Origin of the sequence: Thiobacillus sp. (assembly GCF_013693775.1) — a bacterium.
Classification (GTDB): Bacteria; Pseudomonadota; Gammaproteobacteria; order Burkholderiales; family Thiobacillaceae; genus Thiobacillus.
Genome location: NZ_CP059257.1, coordinates 3,196,438 through 3,214,409 on the forward strand (window position 1 = coordinate 3,196,438; position 17,972 = coordinate 3,214,409).

Consider the following 17,972-nt stretch of genomic DNA (forward strand, 5'->3'; position numbering starts at 1 on the left):
CCCTTGGTGGGCCCGAGGCTGAAGACTAGAATCCTGCCATGGCCGCCATCCACTCCCTGACTGCAAATTCCGATCCCCAACTGGCGCAGATGCGTCTGCCGCCGCACTCGCTCGAAGCCGAGCAGGCGGTGTTGGGCGGTCTGCTGCTCGACAACAGCGCATGGGACCGCATCGGGGATGTGGTATCGGAAAGCGATTTCTACCGCCAGGATCATCGCCAGATCCTGCGCGCGATCGTGCGGCAGATCGCCGAGAATCGCCCGGCCGATGCCGTGACGGTGTCCGAGGCGCTGCAGTCCATGGGGCAGCTCGAAAACGTCGGTGGACTTGCCTACATCGTTGCGCTGGCAAGCAACACGCCGTCGGCTGCCAACATCCGCCGCTATGCCGAAATCGTGCGCGAGCGTTCGGTGATGCGGCGGCTCGCCGAAGTGGCGACCGGAATCGCCGACACCGCCTATTCGCCTGCCGGGCGCAGCGCCTCGCAACTGCTCGACGAAGCCGAAGCCAAGGTGTTCGAGATCGCCGAGTCCGGCAGCCGCGGGCAGGCGGGATTCATCGAAATCAAACCNCTGCTGAAGGAAGTGGTCGAGCGTATCGACGAGCTCTATCACCGCGACAACGATTCCGGTGTAACGGGCGTGCCCACCGGTTTTCACGACCTCGACCAGAAGACCTCCGGCCTGCAGCCGGGCGACCTCGTCATCGTCGCCGGGCGCCCATCCATGGGCAAGACCGCCTTCTCGATCAACATCGCGGAGAACGTCGCGCTCGACACCGGCCTGCCGGTAGCGGTGTTCTCGATGGAAATGGGCGGCGCCCAGCTGGTGATGCGGATGATCGGTTCGGTCGGCAAGCTCGACCAGCACCGGCTGCGTACCGGCAAGCTGGGCGAGGACGACTGGCAGCGCCTCACCTACGCGCTCGGCAAGCTCAACGAGGCGCCGGTCTTCATCGACGAGTCGCCCGGACTCAACGTGCTGGAACTGCGCGCACGCGCACGCCGGCTGATGCGTCAGTGCGGCAAGCTCGGCCTGATCGTGATCGACTATTTGCAACTGATGGCGGGCAGCGGTACCGGCGAGAACCGCGCCACCGAAATATCCGAAATCTCGCGCGCGCTGAAGGGGCTGGCGAAGGAGTTGCATGTGCCGGTGATCGCGCTGTCGCAGTTGAACCGGAGCCTGGAGCAACGTCCCAACAAGCGCCCGGTGATGTCCGATCTGCGCGAATCGGGCGCCATCGAACAGGATGCCGACGTCATCCTGTTCATCTACCGCGACGAGGTCTACAACCCGGACACGCAGGACAAAGGCACGGCGGAAATCATCATCAGCAAGCAGCGTAACGGCCCCATCGGTACGGTGCGACTGGCCTTCCTCGGTGAATACACGCGCTTCGAAACACTGGCGCAGCCGGGCTCTTACTAAGCCGATGCGGCCCATCCAGGCGCGAATCTCCATCGGCGCGATGGCACACAACCTGCGTGTGGCACGCAGTCACGCCGGTGCAGCGCGGGTGTTTGCAGTGGTCAAGGCCAATGCCTACGGTCACGGGCTGTCGCGTGCACGGCGCGCATTGGCGGCGGCCGACGGCTTTGCCGTGCTGACGCTGGAAGAGGCCGCCAACCTGAGATTGATGGGGGTCGACCAGCCCATCCTGCTGCTGGAAGGGTTCTTCGGGGCGGACGAAATCGCCACCTGCGCCGAACTGGACCTGTGGCCGGTGTTGCATCATCCCGCCCATCTCGACTGGCTGCAGCAGCAACCACCCGCGCGGCCCCTTCAGGTCTTCCTCAAATTCGACAGCGGCATGCACCGGTTGGGCTTTCCCCTGGCCGATCATGCCGCCATCGTCGCACGGACGAGAAGCCTGAGCGCAGTGGCCGGCATTACCCTGATGACGCACTTTGCCCAAGCGGATGAAACGGTCGGTGTGGACTGGCAGCTGCACCCTTTCCTGGGCGAACTGTCGGCCTACGGCCTGCCGTGGAGCAGCGCCAATTCGGCTGCGCTGTTGCGTTATCCGCAAACCGTTGGCGCCTGGGCGCGGCCGGGACTGATGCTCTATGGTGCGTCGCCGTTTGCCGACGTGTCGGCCGAGCAATTGGGCTTGAGGCCGGCCGTGACCCTGCAGTCGGAAATCATCAGCGTGCAGACCCTGCAAGCGGGCGAGGGCGTGGGATATGGGCAGTTGTTTCGTGCCGACCGTCCCATGCGGGTGGGCGTGGTCGCCTGTGGCTATGCGGATGGTTACCCGCGTCATGCACTGACCGGTACGCCGACTCTTGTCGATGGACGCCTCAGCCGGACCCTGGGCCGGGTGTCGATGGACATGCTGTGCGTCGATCTGGGCGAATGCCCCGAAGCCGGCGTGGGGAGCCCGGTCGTGCTGTGGGGCGAAGGTTTGCCCGTGGATACGGTAGCCGCAGCCGCAGGCACCAGCAGTTATGAACTGCTGTGCGCGCTGGCTGCGCGGGTTCCCGTGGAAGAAACCGACTAGGGCTTAGTGCGTCGTGCCAAATGAGGGATCGCGGGTGCCAGGCGGCATCGGCAGGCCGGCATAGTGGCTGGCCTGGGCGATCGGCCCCAGCGGAAACAGGTTGTAGAGGAACTTGTGTCCGCCCTGGCCTGCAAATTCCTCTTCCAGCGAATGCACCAGCATGCGCGCATTGACGGTGCCGCCATGATCGGCGTAACAGTCGCGCAGATAACGAATGATGGCCAAATGGCCGTCGGTCAACTCCAGCCCATCCCGGTGTGCCCGCTCGATCGCCTGTTCTTCCGTCCAGGGTTCCAGATCGATGAGATGGCCGCGGACCGTCGGGCCTGAATGTTCCTGTTCCACCATTTTGTTGATGTCCAGCATGATGACCTCCTTGTGGCATGCGAGCCTTGTTTATAGAACGTGCACGGCGGAAACCAAGGCGTTATGTACGCGTCTGGATGACGCTTGAAATAGATATAATCGTTTTAAATCAATCAAGGGAGACAACAATGACAGCCATGGCACGCGCACTCGTTACCGGCTTGTTTCTGACGCAGGCGATCAATCCGGTCTATGCCGGCCTGTTCGACTTCAAACTGGGGAGCGGCGACAAGAAAGAGGCCGGTCAACCGTCCGGTTCTGCGGGGCCGGACGGGGCACAAGGAGAAGCCAAGGAACTTGAAAAGTGCGACAAGCCCTACGGCACGCTGGCCGTGGTCGAGCCGCAGGATGCCGTGATTTCCCATCTGCTCCAATACGGCCTGCAATCGCCAACCGGCCTGATTCGCATGATGGTGCAGCAATCCAACTGCTTTGTTCTGGTGGAGCGGGGTCGCGCCATGCAGAACCTGATGCAGGAGCGTCAACTGGCCGAGTCCGGCGAACTGCGCAAGGGTTCCAACATGGGCAAGGGCCAGATGGTCACGGCCGACTACGTGCTGACCCCTGACGCGGTATTCTCCAGCAAGGATTCGGGCGGCGTGGGTGGTGCACTGGGCGGTCTGGGCGTGTTTGGCGCCGTGGCGGGCCTGGTCGCGGCCGGCCTCAAGTTCAAGTCGGCGCAAACCACTATGATCCTCTCGGATTCGCGTACTTCGCTGCAGCTTGCTTCGGCCACCGGCAATGCCGAGAAAACGGACTGGAGCGTGGGCGGGCTGCTGGTCGGCGGCGGCGCGGCCGGCGGGCTCGGCGCCTACACCAATACGCCGGAAGGGAAGGTCATCGCGGCCAGCTACCTGGACAACTGGAACAACATCGTGCGCTCCATCCGCAACAATCCGGAGATGGCCCGCCAGGAGATCAACCTCAAGGGCAAATCCGGCCAGCCGACCAAGGCTGGCATCGTGTTCGAGGAAGGCGACACGGTGACGGGAAAGATCGCCGGGCTGAGGGTCTACGCCCAGCCCAAGAAGACCTCCAAAGTGGTCTCGACCCTCGCGCGCGGTGAGGAAGTCATTTATACCGGCCATGACCAGGGCGGATTTATTTCCGTTCAGGGCCAGGATGGCGAAGGCTGGGTGGAAAAGGTGATGGTGAAGAAGTAGGCGTTTGTTTCGTCTATTGTCAGAAAAGCCGGGCTTGCCCGGCTTTTCTATGAGACCGGATCGGATGCCGAGAAGCATTCCAGGTGGCGTTCGCCCACAGTGGCCCCGGCACAGTCCAGGTCAAGCACGGCCCGGTCCAGCGCGGCGGAAAACGCCGCAAAATCCGCAATGCCTTCGTAGATCTCCATCCACGCCGACGGATCGTCGCAGCGTCTCAACCGGCGTGGCGGCTGGCTGCAATACCGGGCCAGCGCGTCCAGCAGCGCATCGATCCGGCGCGCGGCCAAGCCGGCCTGGACAGGATCGATTCGGTAGTAGACATAGGCGTGCTTCACCTATTCGGGCAGTGCGTAGGGCAAGGGTTTCAGCGTCAGGGCGGCGCCGTTGCCCGCTTTGAGGTGCAGGGTCTGCGTAGCCGCGCTTTCGACCTGGGCCACGGCCAGCACATCGAAGCCGCCAGCCGGTGCGGGTGCTGCATTGACCACCGTGCCGGTGGCCTGACCCTCGATGTCAGCGCTGTACAGGTTGTCGCCGGGTGCGGCTTCGGCATCCACGTGTGCAAGGAACATGCGGCGCTTGAGTTTGCCCAGGTATTGGCTGCGGGCGACGATTTCCTGGCCGGGGTAGCAGCCTTTCTGGAAGCTGACGCCGCCGATGACCTCGAAATTGACCATTTGCGGGACGAACTGTTCCTGGGTGGCGGCAACGATCATCGGAATGCCGGCGTTGAGCCGCAGCCAGTCCCATACCGGCGCGCCGACCGGGGTGGCCGCTTCGCGCAATCCCTGCCAGACCGTGGCGGCGCGTTCGGGGAGGACCGACAGGACGAATTTGTCGTCGCCGACGCGGATGACCTGGCCGGCTTCTCCGCTGACGGTATGCATGGTGGTATTCGGAAGGACGCCCATCGTGGCGCTCACCATGGCCGCCGCCTGCTTGCCGGCGACGACCAGCCGGACGTGTTCATCGCTGGCGTCACGCCCTTGCACCTTGGCGCGCATGATGAACATGGACAGCCGCTTCAACACGCTGGGCAGGATGTCGCCCGATAGTTGCAGGCAGTAATCCTCGCCCTGCCGCCATACCAGAAAATTTCCGAGCAGGCGTCCCTTGGGGCTGCAATAGCCGTTCCACTGGGCGGCGTCGGCCTGCAGGCCGCGAACGTCGTTGGTGAGTTGGTTTTGCAGGAAGCTGGCAGCTTCGTCGCCGCGGAAAGCGATGACGCCGAGTTGCGACAAATCCGCGACAATGGTGCCGCCAGCGGCGGCGGCGCGTTCGGCCGCCGGGTCGCCATAATGCAGAACCGTGCTGTTTGCGATTCGCGCGCCTTGGGATTGCAGAAAGTTTTTCCAGGAATCGATCACGATGCGTTCCAGTCAAAGAGGGATGTCATGAAGGCCAAAAGTGTACACGCTGATGCACGAGATTGAACTCAAACCCTCGCGCCGACTGGGGCTGTTACTGCTGGGCATGGCCACGCTGGCAGGGCTTGCCCTGCTGCTGACGGACATCCCCGCAGGCGTTGCGTTTGCGCTGGGGAGCGCCGTGACTGGCCTGAGCGTATGGGGTTGGCGGCGAGCCTCGCCGATGACGAGTCTGCGTATTGCGGCAGACGGCCGTCTGCAATGCCTGGATGGTCGGGCCGAGTGGCGCGACGTTGAGGTGCTGGACGACAGTTTTGTCTCGAGCGGGTTGATCGTGTTGCGCTACCGTACCGCCGACCGTCGCGTGCATGCCCTGACGCTGCTGTCCGACAGCGCGGACGCCGACAGCTTGCGCCGCCTCAGGATGTCGCTTCGCTGGGCACGCCGCACACGCTCGGGCACAGGGTTCCCGGACGCGGGTTGAGCACGGTGTTGCCCGCGATCGGCAGGATTTCCGGATAGTCGCGGCTGAAATGCAGGCCGCGGCTTTCCTGCCGCAACTGGGCCGAACGGATGATGAGGTCGGCGCTCTGCACCAGATTGCGCAGTTCGATCAGGTCGTTGGAAACCCGGAAGTTCCGGTAAAACTCGTCGATTTCGGCGCGCAGCAGGCGGATCCGGTGCGACGCGCGCGCCAGCCGCTTGTTGGTACGCACGATGCCCACGTAGTCCCACATGAAGCGCCGCAGTTCGTCCCAGTTGTGCGAGATCACGACCTCTTCGTCGGGGTCTGTGACGCGCGATGCGTCCCACGGCGGGAGGCTGAGCGAGGGCGCGGGCGGCGTGGCCAGGATGTCGGCGGCGGCGGCATGGCCGAATACCAGGCACTCCAGCAGCGAATTGGACGCCAGGCGATTGGCGCCGTGCAGTCCGGTGAAGGTGACTTCACCGACGGCATGCAGGTTGCACAGGTCGGTGCGCGCATTCATGTCGGTGATGACGCCGCCGCAGGTGTAGTGCGCGGCCGGCACCACCGGGATCGGCTGGCGCGTGATGTCGATGCCAAGTTCCAGGCAGCGGCCGTAGATCGTCGGAAAATGCTCGCGCACGAAGTCGGCTGGCTTGTGGCTGATGTCGAGGTAGACGCAGTCGATGCCGCGTTTTTTCATCTCGAAGTCGATCGCGCGGGCGACCACGTCGCGCGGTGCGAGTTCGGCGCGCTCGTCGTGGAATTGCATGAAGCGGCTGCCGTCGGGCAGCAGCAGGCGGCCGCCTTCGCCGCGCACGGCCTCGGAAATGAGAAAGGACTTGGCGTGCGGGTGGTACAGGCAGGTCGGGTGGAACTGCACGAATTCGAGGTTGGCGACCCGGCAGCCGGCGCGCCACGCCATGGCGATGCCGTCACCGGTCGAGGTATCGGGGTTGGTCGTGTAAAGGTAGACCTTGCCGGCACCGCCGGTGGCGAGTACGGTGTGGCCGGCGGCGAAGGTCTCGACCTCGCCGGTGCCCTTGTTCAGGGCATAGGCGCCGTGGATCTGCCGTTCCTGGCCGCCGGCGCGCTTGCCGGTGATGAGGTCGATGGCGACGTGCTGCTCGAAGGTCTCGATATTGGGGTGGGCACGCACACGGTCGAGCAGGCTGGTCTGTACCGCATGCCCGGTGGCGTCCGCCGCGTGCACGACCCGGCGTTTGGAATGTCCGCCCTCGCGGGCGAGGTGCAGGCCGCCCGGCGCTTGCGGGTCGGGGGTGAAGGCGACGCCGTTGGCGGTCAGCCAGGCGATCATCTCGCGCGCCTGGCTGGCTACCAGCCGGGTGACCGCCTCGTCGCACAGGCCGGCCCCGGCGACCAGGGTGTCATGGACATGCGCCTCGACCGAATCGCCGCTGTCGACCGCCGCGGCAATACCGCCCTGAGCCCAGTCGCTGGCCCCGTCGGTCATCTGGCGCTTGGTCACAATGGCGACGCGGCGCTGGTGGGCAAGCTTGAGCGCGGTGGTCAGCGCGGCGAGGCCGCTGCCGAGGATGAGGACGTCGTGTCTGTGCATGGTGGTCGGCGGATGATAGCAGGCTTGGCCCGTGTCCGAATAACCCTGTTTGGGGTGAACTTTTTGCCCTGAACCGCTCACACGTTCCGGAAGGTGCGGTCACGTATACTTTCAACACTAACAAGAAGTAGCAGGGAGATATGTCGGACCGCGAATTGGATCAGGTGTTGGTCGAACGCGCCCAGCAGGGCGACAAGCACGCTTTCGAGCTGTTGGTGAGCAAGTATCACCGCAAGCTCGGGCGGCTGTTGTCGCGCATGGTGCGGGATGCGGCGGAGGTGGAAGATATTACGCAGGAAGCTTTTATCAAGGCCTATCGCGCGCTGCCGGGATTCCGTGGCGAGAGTGCCTTCTACACCTGGCTGTACCGCATTGCCGTGAATACCGCCAAGAATTACCTGGTCGCGCACAAGCGCATGCCGGTATCGAGTGACGTGCAGGCGGAAGATGCGGAGAATTACGAGGATGGCGACCTGTTGCGCGATATTGCGACGCCGGATGCGGAACTCCAGACCAAACAGATCGCCAAAGCGGTCAATGAGGCAGTCGATGCGCTGCCCGAGGAATTGAGGACGGCCATCACGTTGCGCGAAATCGAAGGCATGAGCTACGAGGAAATCGCGCAGATGATGGATTGCCCGATCGGTACCGTTCGTTCGCGGATCTTCCGCGCGCGCGAGGCCATAGCCGAAAAGATCCGCCCGATGCTGGGCACCAGTCAGGACAAAAGGTGGTAACCATGTCAGCACTTCTTAAAACCCACGCCCATCCCCAGAGTGAATCGGCCGACGACGACTGGCGTCTGTTGCTTTCTGCCGCCCTTGATGGCGAGACGGAGCGTACCGAGACGGAGGCTTGTCTCACGGCTCTGAAGCGCGACGGCGAGTTGCGGCAAAGCTGGTCGGATTACCACCTGATCGGCGACCTGATGCGAGGCGAAGCCCCGGCGCAGGAGGGCTTCATGGCACGTTTCTCGGCGCAATTGTCCACCGAGCCGACCGTGCTTGCGCCGCGTCGAAGCGTGTGGCCGCAGCGTGTGGCCGTGGCCTCGTTTGCCTCGCTCGCGGTGTGGGGCGCGATTTCACTCACGCGGATGATGTCGGAAGAGCCGGCCGCGCTACCCATGGCAACAGCCCCGGGATTTCAGCAAGCCTCGCTGTCGTCGGAGTCGTCAAGCGAAGACGCCCGGTTTGCGCCTTATCTGGTGGCGCATCAGGAATTCGCCCCGATGACGGTGGTTTCCCCTTACCAGCCGGCGGTGGCCGTAGCGGTGGAGCCGCGCTGATGCGGTCGCTGGCCGGATGGCGGCAGGGCTGGCTGGTTGCAGGGTTCACAGGACTGGTTTTGCTGTCCGGCGGGGCGCGTGCCGATGCTGCGGCAGATTGGCTCAATCGGGCGGCCACAGCCGCCAAACAGCAAAATTACAGCGGTATCTATGTCTATCACCACGGCGAGCACGTCGAGGTCTTGCGTGTACAGCACCGTGCCGATGCGAATGGCGAGCAGGAAAAAGTCGAAGTCATGGATGGCACCTCGCGCCAGTTCATGCGCATCAATAACGACGTGTACTGCCATTTGCCGGATGGCAAGCACGTTCGGCTGGAGCGCAATGCACTGCGCCGTTTCTTCCCGGCCTTGCTGCCTGCGCAGCCGGCCAGCCTGCTCGATTTCTACGAGGCGAAGCTGGGCGGGATCGAGCGTGTAGCCGGGCGCACCTGCCAGGTGGTGACGCTGGCGCCGCGCGACGGATACCGATATACCTACAACTTCTGGCTGGACACCCGGACAGGCTTGCCGCTCAAGGCGCGCATCGTCAACGATAGCGGCAACGTGATCTCGATCCTCGTGTTCTCGGAAATCCAGATTGGCAAGGCCCCGGACATCCGCAATGACATGGCAGGAAAGATCATCCAGAAAACACAGCCGGGCAAACCTGTCTTGAACGACTGGAACGTGACCCCGCCACCGGGATACGAACAGGTACAGGAAGCGGTACGTGTGCTGCCCGGCAAGCGGGCGCCGGTCACGCATCTGGTNTTTTCGGACGGATTGAGCGTGTTGTCGATGTTTGTCGAGCCGGCGGATCCGCAGGTGCAAAGCCTGCATGGCCTGTCGGCTGAAGGCGCGATCGGCATCTATGCCCGCGAGGTGGATGGCTACATCGTGACGACGCTGGGCGAGGTGCCGAACATGGCACTCATCGAAACCGGCAATTCGGCAACCCGGAAGTAAGGCCGGTCATGCTGGAGCAAACCGCCGAAGTCATCCACACCGCATCCGACGGCGTCTGGGTGCAGGCCGTCGAGCCGTCGGGGTGCGGTACCTGCGGCGGACAGGGATGTTCGTCGCGCCGCATCGCCGAGTTGTTCCAACGCAAGCCCCGGAATTTCCTGGTTGATTGCGATCTGGCCCTTGCACCCGGAGACCGCGTGGTGATCGGGATTGCCCATGGCAGCGTACTCAAGAGCGCAATGCGCGCCTATGGCCTGCCGTTGGGGCTGATGCTGGCGGGCGCGCTGCTGGCGCAGGCCATCCAGCCCGGCGACGGTGCGGCGCTTGCCGGCATGCTGATCGGCGGGGCGGTGGGCTGGCTACTGGCGCGTTGTGGCCGGACGGCCCGTCCGGTGGTGCTCAGACGCGAAATCCGAATTCCGTTTCAAGTAATGAAAGGACAGTCATGATGAAAAATGCTTTGGCGGCAATCGCGCTGGTGTTTGCCGTGTCGGTACCTGCATTGGCGAAGGACGTGATGGATGTGGCCGATCTGGTCGAGAAAGAGGGGCCGGCCGTGGTCAATATCAGCACCACCAAGATGGTGAAGCGTGGCCAGGAGTTTGACGACGAAGGCATGCAGGAATTCTTCCGCCGCTTCTTNCCCGGGCATGCCCGGCATGCCCGGAGGGCAGGAGGCGGACAAGGCCCCGGCCCCATGCAGGAAATTCCGGCGCGCGGCGAAGGCTCGGGTTTCATCGTCAGCAACGATGGCTACATCCTGACCAATGCGCATGTGGTCAAAGGCGCGGATGAAGTGGTGGTCAAGCTCATCGACAAACGAACTTTCACGGCCAAGGTGGTGGGGGCGGACGCGCGTACCGATGTGGCCGTCATCAAGATCACCGCCAACAATCTGCCGGTCGTCAAACTGGGCGATCCCACCAAACTGCGGGTGGGCGAGGCGGTTGCTGCCATCGGTTCGCCCTTCGGTTTCGAGAACTCGGTCACCGCAGGCATCGTTTCCGCCAAGGGGCGCTCGCTGCCGTCTGAGACCTACGTCCCGTTCATCCAGACCGATGTGCCGATCAACCCCGGTAATTCAGGCGGGCCCCTGTTCAATATGAAAGGGGAAGTGGTCGGCATCAATTCGCAGATTTACAGCCGCAGCGGCGGCTATCAGGGCGTATCGTTCGCGATCCCGATCGATGTGGCGATGGAGGCGGCGAAGCAGCTCGAGAGCGGCGGCAAGGTGTCGCGCGGCTGGCTGGGCGTGGTGATCCAGGAAGTGACCGCCGATCTGGCCGACTCCTTCGGCCTGGATCGTCCGCGTGGGGCGCTGGTGTCGCAGGTTCAGGAAGACAGTCCGGCGCAGAAAGCGGGACTGCAGGCGGCCGACGTCATTCTGGAGTTCAATGGCAAAGCCGTGGAAAACTCCAGCGACCTGCCGCGCATCGTCGGCATGGCCAAGCCGGGCACCAGGATACCGCTGCAAGTCTGGCGTAAGGGGAAAGTCCAGCAATTGAATGTGGTGCTGGGCGAATTGCCCACTGAGAGCCAGCAGGCGAGCAATGACGGCAAGGCTATTTTGCGCGGCGGGCTGGCCCTGACTGAACTGGGGGCGGACCAGCGGCGGGCGCTCGACCTCGATTATGGCGTGCTGGTCGCGGATGCAACGGGCGATGCGGCACGTGCCGGCATCCAGACGGGCGACGTCATCCTGGCGGTCAACAATACCAAGATCACCAGCGTGGCGGTTTATCGCAAGGCCATCGCCGCGATTCCCGCCGGCAAGAGCGCGGCGATCCTGGTGCGTCGCGGCGACGGCTCGCTCTACATCCCATTGAAAATTTCAGGTGGGTAAAACGCTCACGCTCTATACGCGGAAAGGCTGTCCGCTCTGCGACGAACTGGCAGCCGAGGTCCGCGCCCTGCTTGCAGGGACGGGGCATGCCCTGGCCCCTGTGGATGTGGATGCCGATCCGGCACTCAAGGCCGAATACGGCTGGGAGGTTCCGCTGTTGTTTGACGGCGACACCGAGATTTGCCGCCATCAGCTCAATCTGCCCGCGTTTCAGGAATGGCTGCGCTTCAACCCTTGAAATCCGTTAAAATCCGGGGTCTTATCGAATCCCTGATCGGGCACGGAAGCGTGCCCGTTTTGTTGTGTCCCAGAATCTGATCCGCAATTTTTCCATCATTGCTCATATCGACCACGGCAAGTCCACGCTGGCGGACCGCCTGATCCAGTTTTGCGGCGGCCTGTCCGAGCGCGAGATGGAGGCGCAGGTGCTCGATTCCATGGATCTGGAAAAGGAACGCGGCATTACCATCAAGGCGCAGACGGCTGCGCTGACCTACAAGGCGCAGGATGGCCAGGTTTACCGCCTGAACCTGATCGACACCCCGGGCCACGTCGATTTTTCCTACGAAGTCAGCCGCTCGCTGTCCGCCTGCGAGGGCGCATTGCTGGTGGTAGACGCCTCGCAGGGCGTCGAGGCGCAGACCGTGGCCAACTGCTACACCGCGATCGACCTTGGCGTCGAGGTGATCCCGGTGCTGAACAAGATCGACCTGCCGGCCGCCGATCCCGACCGGGTGGCGGAAGAGATCGAGGATATCGTCGGCCTCGACGCCACCGACGCTGTGCGTGCCTCGGCCAAGACCGGCATCGGCATTTCCGAAATCCTCGAGGTGGTGGTGAAGCAGGTGCCACCGCCGCGCGGAGACGAGTCTGCGCCGCTGAAGGCGCTGATCATCGATTCGTGGTTCGACAACTACGTCGGCGTGGTGATGCTGGTGCGCGTGGTCGACGGCGTGCTACGCCCGAAGGACAAGATCCGCTTCATGGCGAGCGGTGCGCAACATCTGACCGAACACGTCGGCGTGTTCACGCCCAAGTCGGTCGACAAGCCCCAGCTTTCGGCGGGTGAAGTCGGTTTCGTGATCGCCGGCATCAAGGAACTCAAGTCGGCGCAGGTGGGCGACACCATCACGCTGATCGATCGGCCCGCCAGCGAACCACTGCCGGGTTTCAAGAAAGTGCAGTCGCAGGTGTTCGCCGGCTTGTATCCGGTTGAATCCCACGACTTCGAGGCGCTGCGCGACGCATTGACCAAGCTGCAACTGAACGATGCCGCGCTGCAGTTCGAGCCCGAGGTGTCGCAGGCGCTGGGATTCGGCTTCCGCTGTGGCTTCCTCGGCCTGTTGCACATGGATATCGTGCAGGAACGGCTCGAGCGTGAGTACGACATGGATCTCATCACCACCGCGCCGACGGTGGTGTATGAAGTGGTGCTGAAGGATGGCACCACGATCAACGTCGAGAACCCGTCCAAGCTGCCCGAACCGTCCAAGATCGAGGAAATCCGCGAACCCATCATCACCGCGACGATCTTCGTGCCGGAGGAATTCGTCGGCAACGTCATCACCCTGTGCAACCAGAAGCGCGGCATGCAGCTCGACATGCAGTACCACGGCAAGCAGGTCATGCTGCGCTACGACCTGCCCATGAACGAAGTGGTGATGGATTTCTTCGACAAGCTGAAATCGACCAGCCGCGGCTATGCTTCGCTCGACTACGAGTTCAAGGAATTCCGCGCCGGCGATCTGGTCAAGCTCGACATCCTGGTCAACAACGAGAAAGTCGATGCGCTGTCCCTCATCGTGCACCGTGCCACCAGCGTGTACCGCGGGCGCGAGCTTGCCGCCAAGATGCGCGAACTGATCCCGCGCCAGATGTTCGACGTCGCCGTGCAGGCGGCGATCGGCGCCAATATCATTGCGCGTGAGAACGTGAAAGCCATGCGCAAGAACGTGCTCGCCAAGTGTTACGGCGGCGACATCACGCGCAAGAAGAAGCTCCTGGAAAAGCAGAAGGCCGGCAAACGCCGCATGAAGCAGGTCGGCAACGTGGAAATCCCGCAGGAAGCCTTCCTCGCCATCCTCCAGGTCTCCGATAAATAAGAAACGGATCCCCGACATGAACTTCGCCCTCATACTCTTCGTCGCCTTGGTGGTCACCGGCGCCATCTGGCTGCTCGACGTGCTGTTCCTCAAGCGTGGCCGCGACAGGGACGCCAAGGAGCCGATGCTGGTCGAGTACGCCAAGAGCTTCTTCCCTGTGATCCTTGTCGTGTTCGCGCTGCGCTCCTTCCTGGTCGAGCCGTTCAAGATTCCATCCGGTTCGATGATGCCCACGCTCCTGGTCGGCGATTTCATCCTGGTCAACAAATTCACCTACGGCATCCGCCTGCCGGTCATCAATACGAAGGTGGTCGAACTGAACAATCCCAAGCGNGGGGACGTGATGGTATTCCGCTATCCGGGCGACCCCAGTCTCGATTACATCAAACGGGTGATCGGCGTCCCGGGCGACGTGGTCGAATATCGCGATAAGAAGCTCACCATCAACGGCAAGCCCGTGCCATCAACCAACACGGGCACCTACAGCTACGTGGGTAATGGCCTGAATTACATTACCGCGATGGTGTACAAGGAGCGCCTCAACGGCATCGACCACACCATGATGACGGAGCCGGACAAACCCTCGGTCTATCCGACCCAGGTGGTGGACTTCCCTTACCGCGAGAACTGCTCCTACAATGCCGAGGGCGAAGGTTTCGTCTGCAAGGTGCCGCAGGGACAGTATTTCATGATGGGCGACAATCGCGATGCCAGCAACGACAGCCGCTACTGGGGGTTCGTCCCGGACAGGAACATCGTCGGCAAGGCCTTTTTCATCTGGATGAACTTCGACGAATTCGGCCGCATCGGCACCACCATTCGATAAGGAGACAGCATGTATCGCACGCGCGCCATGAAATCCAAACAACGCGGACTGACCATGTTCGGCTTCCTGTTCGTCGCNCGTCGTGCTGGTCATGCTGGCCATACTGGCGATGAAACTGGTGCCGGCTTATATCGAGTATTTCTCGGTGAAGAAGATTCTCGCCACGATGGGGCAGGAATCCGACCTCAAATCCAAGAGCAATGCCGATATCCGCAGTGATTTTGAGCGGCGTGCCAGCGTCGGTTATGTGACCGTGGTCAAGCCCGAGGACATCGCCATCGATCGTCACGGCGCCGTTCCGGTCATTTCCACCGACTACACCTTCCGTACCAAGCTTATCGGCAATGTCAGCCTGGTGGTCGACTTCAGTGCGAGTTCCGACCCCAACGCGGCCCCGGTCGAGGTTGAATAACACCNCTGTTGAACCAGCGCCTGCAACAGGCGCTGGGCTACACNTTTGTCCGCTCCGATCTTCTGACTCAGGCGCTGACGCACCGCAGCTACGGTGCAGTCAACAACGAACGGCTCGAATTCCTCGGCGACTCGGTATTGAACTGCTCGGTCGCCCGCGCCTTGTACGATGCGTTTCCCGAGTTGCCGGAAGGTAGTCTGTCGCGCCTGCGCGCCAACCTGGTTCGGCAGGAAACGCTGGCCGACATTGCCGTCACCCTGAAACTGGGCGAAAGCCTGCGCCTGGGCGAAGGTGAACTCAAAAGCGGCGGTTTTCGCCGCCCCTCGATCCTGGCCGATGCGCTGGAATCGCTGTTCGGCGCCATTTTTCTCGATGCCGGGTTCGAGGCCGCACAATGCGTGGTGCGTGGATTGTTCGATCCGTTGGTGGCAAAAATCGATCCGCGGGCCTCGGGCAAGGATCCCAAGACCGAACTGCAGGAAATGCTGCAGTCACGACGGCTTCCGCTACCGGATTATCGCCTGGTCGGTACCCAGGGCGAAGCGCATGACCAGAGTTTCATTGTCGAGTGCGTGCTGGCCAAGCCCGTGCTCAGCACGCGTGGTATCGGCAAGAGCCGACGCGCTGCCGAACAGGAGGCTGCACGCCTGGCGTGTGCCGCATTACAGAAATGAAAAGGCTGCAGACATGAGTGAATTCAAGTGCGGTCTCATCGCCATTGTCGGGCGTCCCAACGTCGGCAAGTCGACGCTGCTCAACCGTATCGTCGGTCAGAAAATCAGCATCACTTCACGCAAGGCGCAGACTACGCGCCACCGCGTGATGGGTATCCACACTACCGATGAAGCACAATTCGTGTTCGTCGACACGCCGGGGTTCCAGACCCGCCATGCCAGCACCATGAACCGCGCGATGAACAAGCGGGTGCGCGAAACGCTGTCGGACACCGACGTGGTGATGATGCTGGTGGAGGCGGGACGGCTGAGGAAAGAGGATCGCCAGGTGATGGACCTGCTACCCAAGGATCGCCCGCTGATCCTGGTCGTGAACAAGATCGATCACGTCAAGGATCGGGCCGAGCTGATGGCGTCTCTGCAGGAAGCAGCCGCCGCGCATGCATTCACCGAGATCGTGCCGGTGTCGGCCAAGCAGGGCAGCAATCTGGACGAACTGCTGAAGACCCTGCAATCCCATCTGCCGGAGAACCCGCCGCTGTTCGACGAGGATGACGTCACCGACCAGACCGAGCGCCAGCTCGCCGCCGAGCTGATTCGCGAGAAAGTGTTCCGCCTGTGCGGNGAGGAAATTCCCTATGCCGTGGCGGTGACCATCGACAAATTCGAGGAGGAGGGCAATCTGCGCCGCATTTTCGCCACCATCCTGGTCGACCGCGACAGCCACAAGGCCATCGTCATCGGTAAGGGCGGCGAAAAGCTCAAGACCATCTCCACCCAGGCGCGCCTCGACATGGAGCGTGCTTTCGACGGCAAGGTATATCTGGAGGTCTGGGTCAAGGTCAAGGGCGGCTGGGCCGACGATGTGCGGATGCTGAAATCGCTCGGACTGGATTGAGTGGGCGATGTCCGCAGACGCGCGTCAACAACGAACCCGGTTTCGTCCTCCACACGTATCCTTTCAAGGAAACCAGCGTGGTGGCGGAAGTGTTCACGCGCGACCATGGGCGCGTGGCACTGATTGCGCGCGGCGCGCGGCGCCCGACGTCGACCCTGCGCGGACTGATGCAGCCGTTCACCCCGCTTCTGCTGTCGTGGTTCGGCAAGTCCGAACTGAAAACCCTGCACGCCGCTGAATGGCAGGGCGGTTTGAAGGCCCCGAGGGCCGGGCGCTGATGTGCGGGTTTTATCTCAATGAGTTGCTGCTGCGCCTGTTGGCGCGCGGCGATGCGCACGAGACGTTGTATGACCGTTACCTCGCGACCCTTGAGCAGCTGGCCGGCGAGCATGACTGCTCTTCCGACCAGGAACGTACCGCTTACTTTGAGCGGATCCTGCGGCGCTTCGAGAAAAATCTGCTGGGTGAGATCGGCTATGGCGCCACCTTCGATATCGAGGCGGACAGCGGCGCGACAATCCAGGCACAGGCCCGTTATGTGTTCCAGCCAGAGCGTGGCGCACTGCGCACCCTGGATGGCCCGGAAGCGGGGCCGCCGGGCTGTCCGGTGTCCGGCCAGACGCTGATCGACCTGGCCGGCGACCGCTTCGAACGGCCGACGACGCTGGTCGAAGCCAAGACACTGATGCGCACCCTGATCAATCACACGCTGGGCGCCAAGCCGCTTTATACTCGCCAGCTGTTACGCGACCTCACCGAACTCACACAATGAGCATCTTTCTCGGCGTCAACATCGACCATATCGCCACCTTGCGCCAGGCGCGCAAGACCCGCTATCCCAGCCCGGTCGAGGCGGCGCTTGCCGCGGAAACCGCCGGCGCCGATTCGATCACCTTGCACTTGCGCGAAGACCGCCGCCACATCCAGGATGCCGACGTGGCGATCCTGCGCCAGGTGCTGAAAACCAAGATGAATCTGGAGATGGCGGTGACCGAGGAGATGCTCGCGATCGCTGTCGCTACCCGGCCGCAGGACGTCTGCCTGGTGCCGGAAAAGCGCGAGGAACTCACGACCGAAGGCGGACTTGACGTCGCCGGGCAGCTGCCCAGGCTGAAGGCCGCCTGCGCACGGCTCGCCAATGCGGGTATCCGTGTCTCGCTGTTCATCGACGCCGATTTCGCCCAGCTTGACGCGGCCCATGCGGCCGGCGCGCCGGTGGTCGAAATTCATACCGGGCATTATGCCGACGCGGAGACGGACGAAGCGCGCATCGCCGAATTCGAGCGCATTCGCATGGCCGTTGCCTATGGCCGCAGCATCGGGCTGACGGTGAACGCCGGCCATGGCCTCACCTACCATAATGTCCAGCCTGTTGCCGCACTGCCCGGCATCCACGAACTCAACATCGGCCACGCGATCGTGGCGCAGGCGCTGTTCGTCGGTTGGAAGGAAGCGGTGGCCGAGATGAAGCGATTGATGGTGGAGGCCGCAGGCTGATGGTTTCGTCGGCCCCGCATGATCGTGGGCACAGAGGGTGACGGGCGA

At 62.8% G+C, this 17,972-nt stretch carries 20 protein-coding genes and 1 pseudogene; 17 read left to right on the plus strand and 4 right to left on the minus strand.

From position 1 onward, the window contains the following. Positions 1–38: 38 nt before the first annotated feature. Positions 39–1,430, plus strand: coding sequence for a replicative DNA helicase (gene dnaB / locus HZY77_RS15820; protein WP_296816853.1), 1,392 nt, complete (start codon positions 39–41; stop codon positions 1,428–1,430). A 4-nt stretch (positions 1,431–1,434) separates the two neighbouring features. Further along, positions 1,435–2,502: an alanine racemase gene (gene alr, locus HZY77_RS15825; RefSeq protein WP_296816856.1), complete on the plus strand. Its 1,068-nt coding sequence runs from the start codon at positions 1,435–1,437 to the stop codon at positions 2,500–2,502. A gap of 3 nt (positions 2,503–2,505) precedes the next feature. On the opposite strand, the gene HZY77_RS15830 is transcribed toward alr, so the two are convergent. Further along, a complete protein-coding gene (locus tag HZY77_RS15830; protein ID WP_296816861.1) occupies positions 2,506–2,868 on the minus strand; it encodes a TusE/DsrC/DsvC family sulfur relay protein in 363 nt (120 codons plus the stop codon). 128 nt (positions 2,869–2,996) lie between these two features. On the opposite strand from HZY77_RS15830, the gene HZY77_RS15835 reads away from it, so the two are divergent. Beyond that, the gene (locus HZY77_RS15835; RefSeq protein ID WP_296816864.1) at positions 2,997–4,031 is read left to right on the plus strand and encodes an SH3 domain-containing protein; all 1,035 of its coding nucleotides are present in this window, start codon (positions 2,997–2,999) and stop codon (positions 4,029–4,031) included. A gap of 47 nt (positions 4,032–4,078) precedes the next feature. On the opposite strand, the gene HZY77_RS15840 is transcribed toward HZY77_RS15835, so the two are convergent. Both HZY77_RS15840 and HZY77_RS15845 read right to left on the minus strand, forming a co-directional pair. Then, positions 4,079–4,366, minus strand: a complete 288-nt coding sequence (locus tag HZY77_RS15840; protein WP_296816866.1) for a DUF4936 family protein — start codon at positions 4,364–4,366, stop codon at positions 4,079–4,081. Next, positions 4,367–5,395 carry a folate-binding protein gene (locus tag HZY77_RS15845; protein ID WP_296816869.1) on the minus strand — a complete coding sequence of 343 codons (1,029 nt, stop codon included), beginning with the start codon at positions 5,393–5,395 and terminating at the stop codon, positions 4,367–4,369. A 52-nt stretch (positions 5,396–5,447) separates the two neighbouring features. Here HZY77_RS15845 and HZY77_RS15850 point away from each other — a divergent pair, with 52 nt between their 5' ends. Continuing rightward, on the plus strand, positions 5,448–5,879 hold the full coding sequence (locus HZY77_RS15850; protein ID WP_296816872.1) for a protein YgfX: 432 nt from the start codon (positions 5,448–5,450) through the stop codon (positions 5,877–5,879). On the opposite strand, the gene nadB is transcribed toward HZY77_RS15850, so the two are convergent. Beyond that, positions 5,815–7,440 carry an L-aspartate oxidase gene (nadB, locus tag HZY77_RS15855; RefSeq protein WP_296816875.1) on the minus strand — a complete coding sequence of 542 codons (1,626 nt, stop codon included), beginning with the start codon at positions 7,438–7,440 and terminating at the stop codon, positions 5,815–5,817. The genes HZY77_RS15850 and nadB overlap by 65 nt on opposite strands. Before the next feature lie 140 nt (positions 7,441–7,580). Between nadB and rpoE the strand changes: the two genes are divergently transcribed. The 13 genes and pseudogenes from rpoE (at position 7,581) to pdxJ (ending at position 17,924) form a co-directional block, all read left to right on the plus strand. Beyond that, positions 7,581–8,177, plus strand: a complete 597-nt coding sequence (gene rpoE / locus HZY77_RS15860) for an RNA polymerase sigma factor RpoE (protein ID WP_296649546.1) — start codon at positions 7,581–7,583, stop codon at positions 8,175–8,177. 2 nt (positions 8,178–8,179) lie between these two features. Continuing rightward, positions 8,180–8,725: a sigma-E factor negative regulatory protein gene (locus tag HZY77_RS15865; protein WP_296816877.1), complete on the plus strand. Its 546-nt coding sequence runs from the start codon at positions 8,180–8,182 to the stop codon at positions 8,723–8,725. After that, a complete protein-coding gene (locus HZY77_RS15870; protein WP_296816880.1) occupies positions 8,725–9,672 on the plus strand; it encodes a MucB/RseB C-terminal domain-containing protein in 948 nt (315 codons plus the stop codon). Before HZY77_RS15865 ends, HZY77_RS15870 begins: the two co-directional genes overlap by 1 nt. Positions 9,673–9,680: 8 nt before the next feature. Next, positions 9,681–10,121, plus strand: a complete 441-nt coding sequence (locus tag HZY77_RS15875; protein ID WP_296816882.1) for a SoxR reducing system RseC family protein — start codon at positions 9,681–9,683, stop codon at positions 10,119–10,121. Next, positions 10,118–11,515: a DegQ family serine endoprotease gene (locus tag HZY77_RS15880; RefSeq protein WP_296816886.1), complete on the plus strand. Its 1,398-nt coding sequence runs from the start codon at positions 10,118–10,120 to the stop codon at positions 11,513–11,515. Before HZY77_RS15875 ends, HZY77_RS15880 begins: the two co-directional genes overlap by 4 nt. After that, on the plus strand, positions 11,508–11,753 hold the full coding sequence (locus HZY77_RS15885) for a glutaredoxin family protein (RefSeq protein WP_296816889.1): 246 nt from the start codon (positions 11,508–11,510) through the stop codon (positions 11,751–11,753). Before HZY77_RS15880 ends, HZY77_RS15885 begins: the two co-directional genes overlap by 8 nt. Before the next feature lie 64 nt (positions 11,754–11,817). Beyond that, positions 11,818–13,617, plus strand: a complete 1,800-nt coding sequence (lepA, locus tag HZY77_RS15890) for a translation elongation factor 4 (protein ID WP_296634939.1) — start codon at positions 11,818–11,820, stop codon at positions 13,615–13,617. Positions 13,618–13,633: 16 nt separating this feature from the next. Then, a complete protein-coding gene (lepB, locus tag HZY77_RS15895) occupies positions 13,634–14,443 on the plus strand; it encodes a signal peptidase I (protein WP_296816892.1) in 810 nt (269 codons plus the stop codon). A gap of 91 nt (positions 14,444–14,534) precedes the next feature. Continuing rightward, positions 14,535–14,855, plus strand: a complete 321-nt coding sequence (locus HZY77_RS15900) for a DUF4845 domain-containing protein (RefSeq protein WP_296816895.1) — start codon at positions 14,535–14,537, stop codon at positions 14,853–14,855. A 5-nt stretch (positions 14,856–14,860) separates the two neighbouring features. Then, on the plus strand, positions 14,861–15,529 hold the full coding sequence (rnc, locus tag HZY77_RS15905) for a ribonuclease III (protein WP_296820935.1): 669 nt from the start codon (positions 14,861–14,863) through the stop codon (positions 15,527–15,529). A 13-nt stretch (positions 15,530–15,542) separates the two neighbouring features. Continuing rightward, positions 15,543–16,427: a GTPase Era gene (era, locus tag HZY77_RS15910; protein WP_296816897.1), complete on the plus strand. Its 885-nt coding sequence runs from the start codon at positions 15,543–15,545 to the stop codon at positions 16,425–16,427. After that, a pseudogene (gene recO, locus HZY77_RS15915) lies at positions 16,424–17,199 on the plus strand (DNA repair protein RecO). The gene era and the pseudogene recO overlap by 4 nt, the downstream one beginning before the upstream one ends. Then, on the plus strand, positions 17,196–17,924 hold the full coding sequence (gene pdxJ, locus HZY77_RS15920) for a pyridoxine 5'-phosphate synthase (RefSeq protein ID WP_296816899.1): 729 nt from the start codon (positions 17,196–17,198) through the stop codon (positions 17,922–17,924). Before recO ends, pdxJ begins: the two are co-directional and overlap by 4 nt. Positions 17,925–17,972 lie beyond the last annotated feature (48 nt).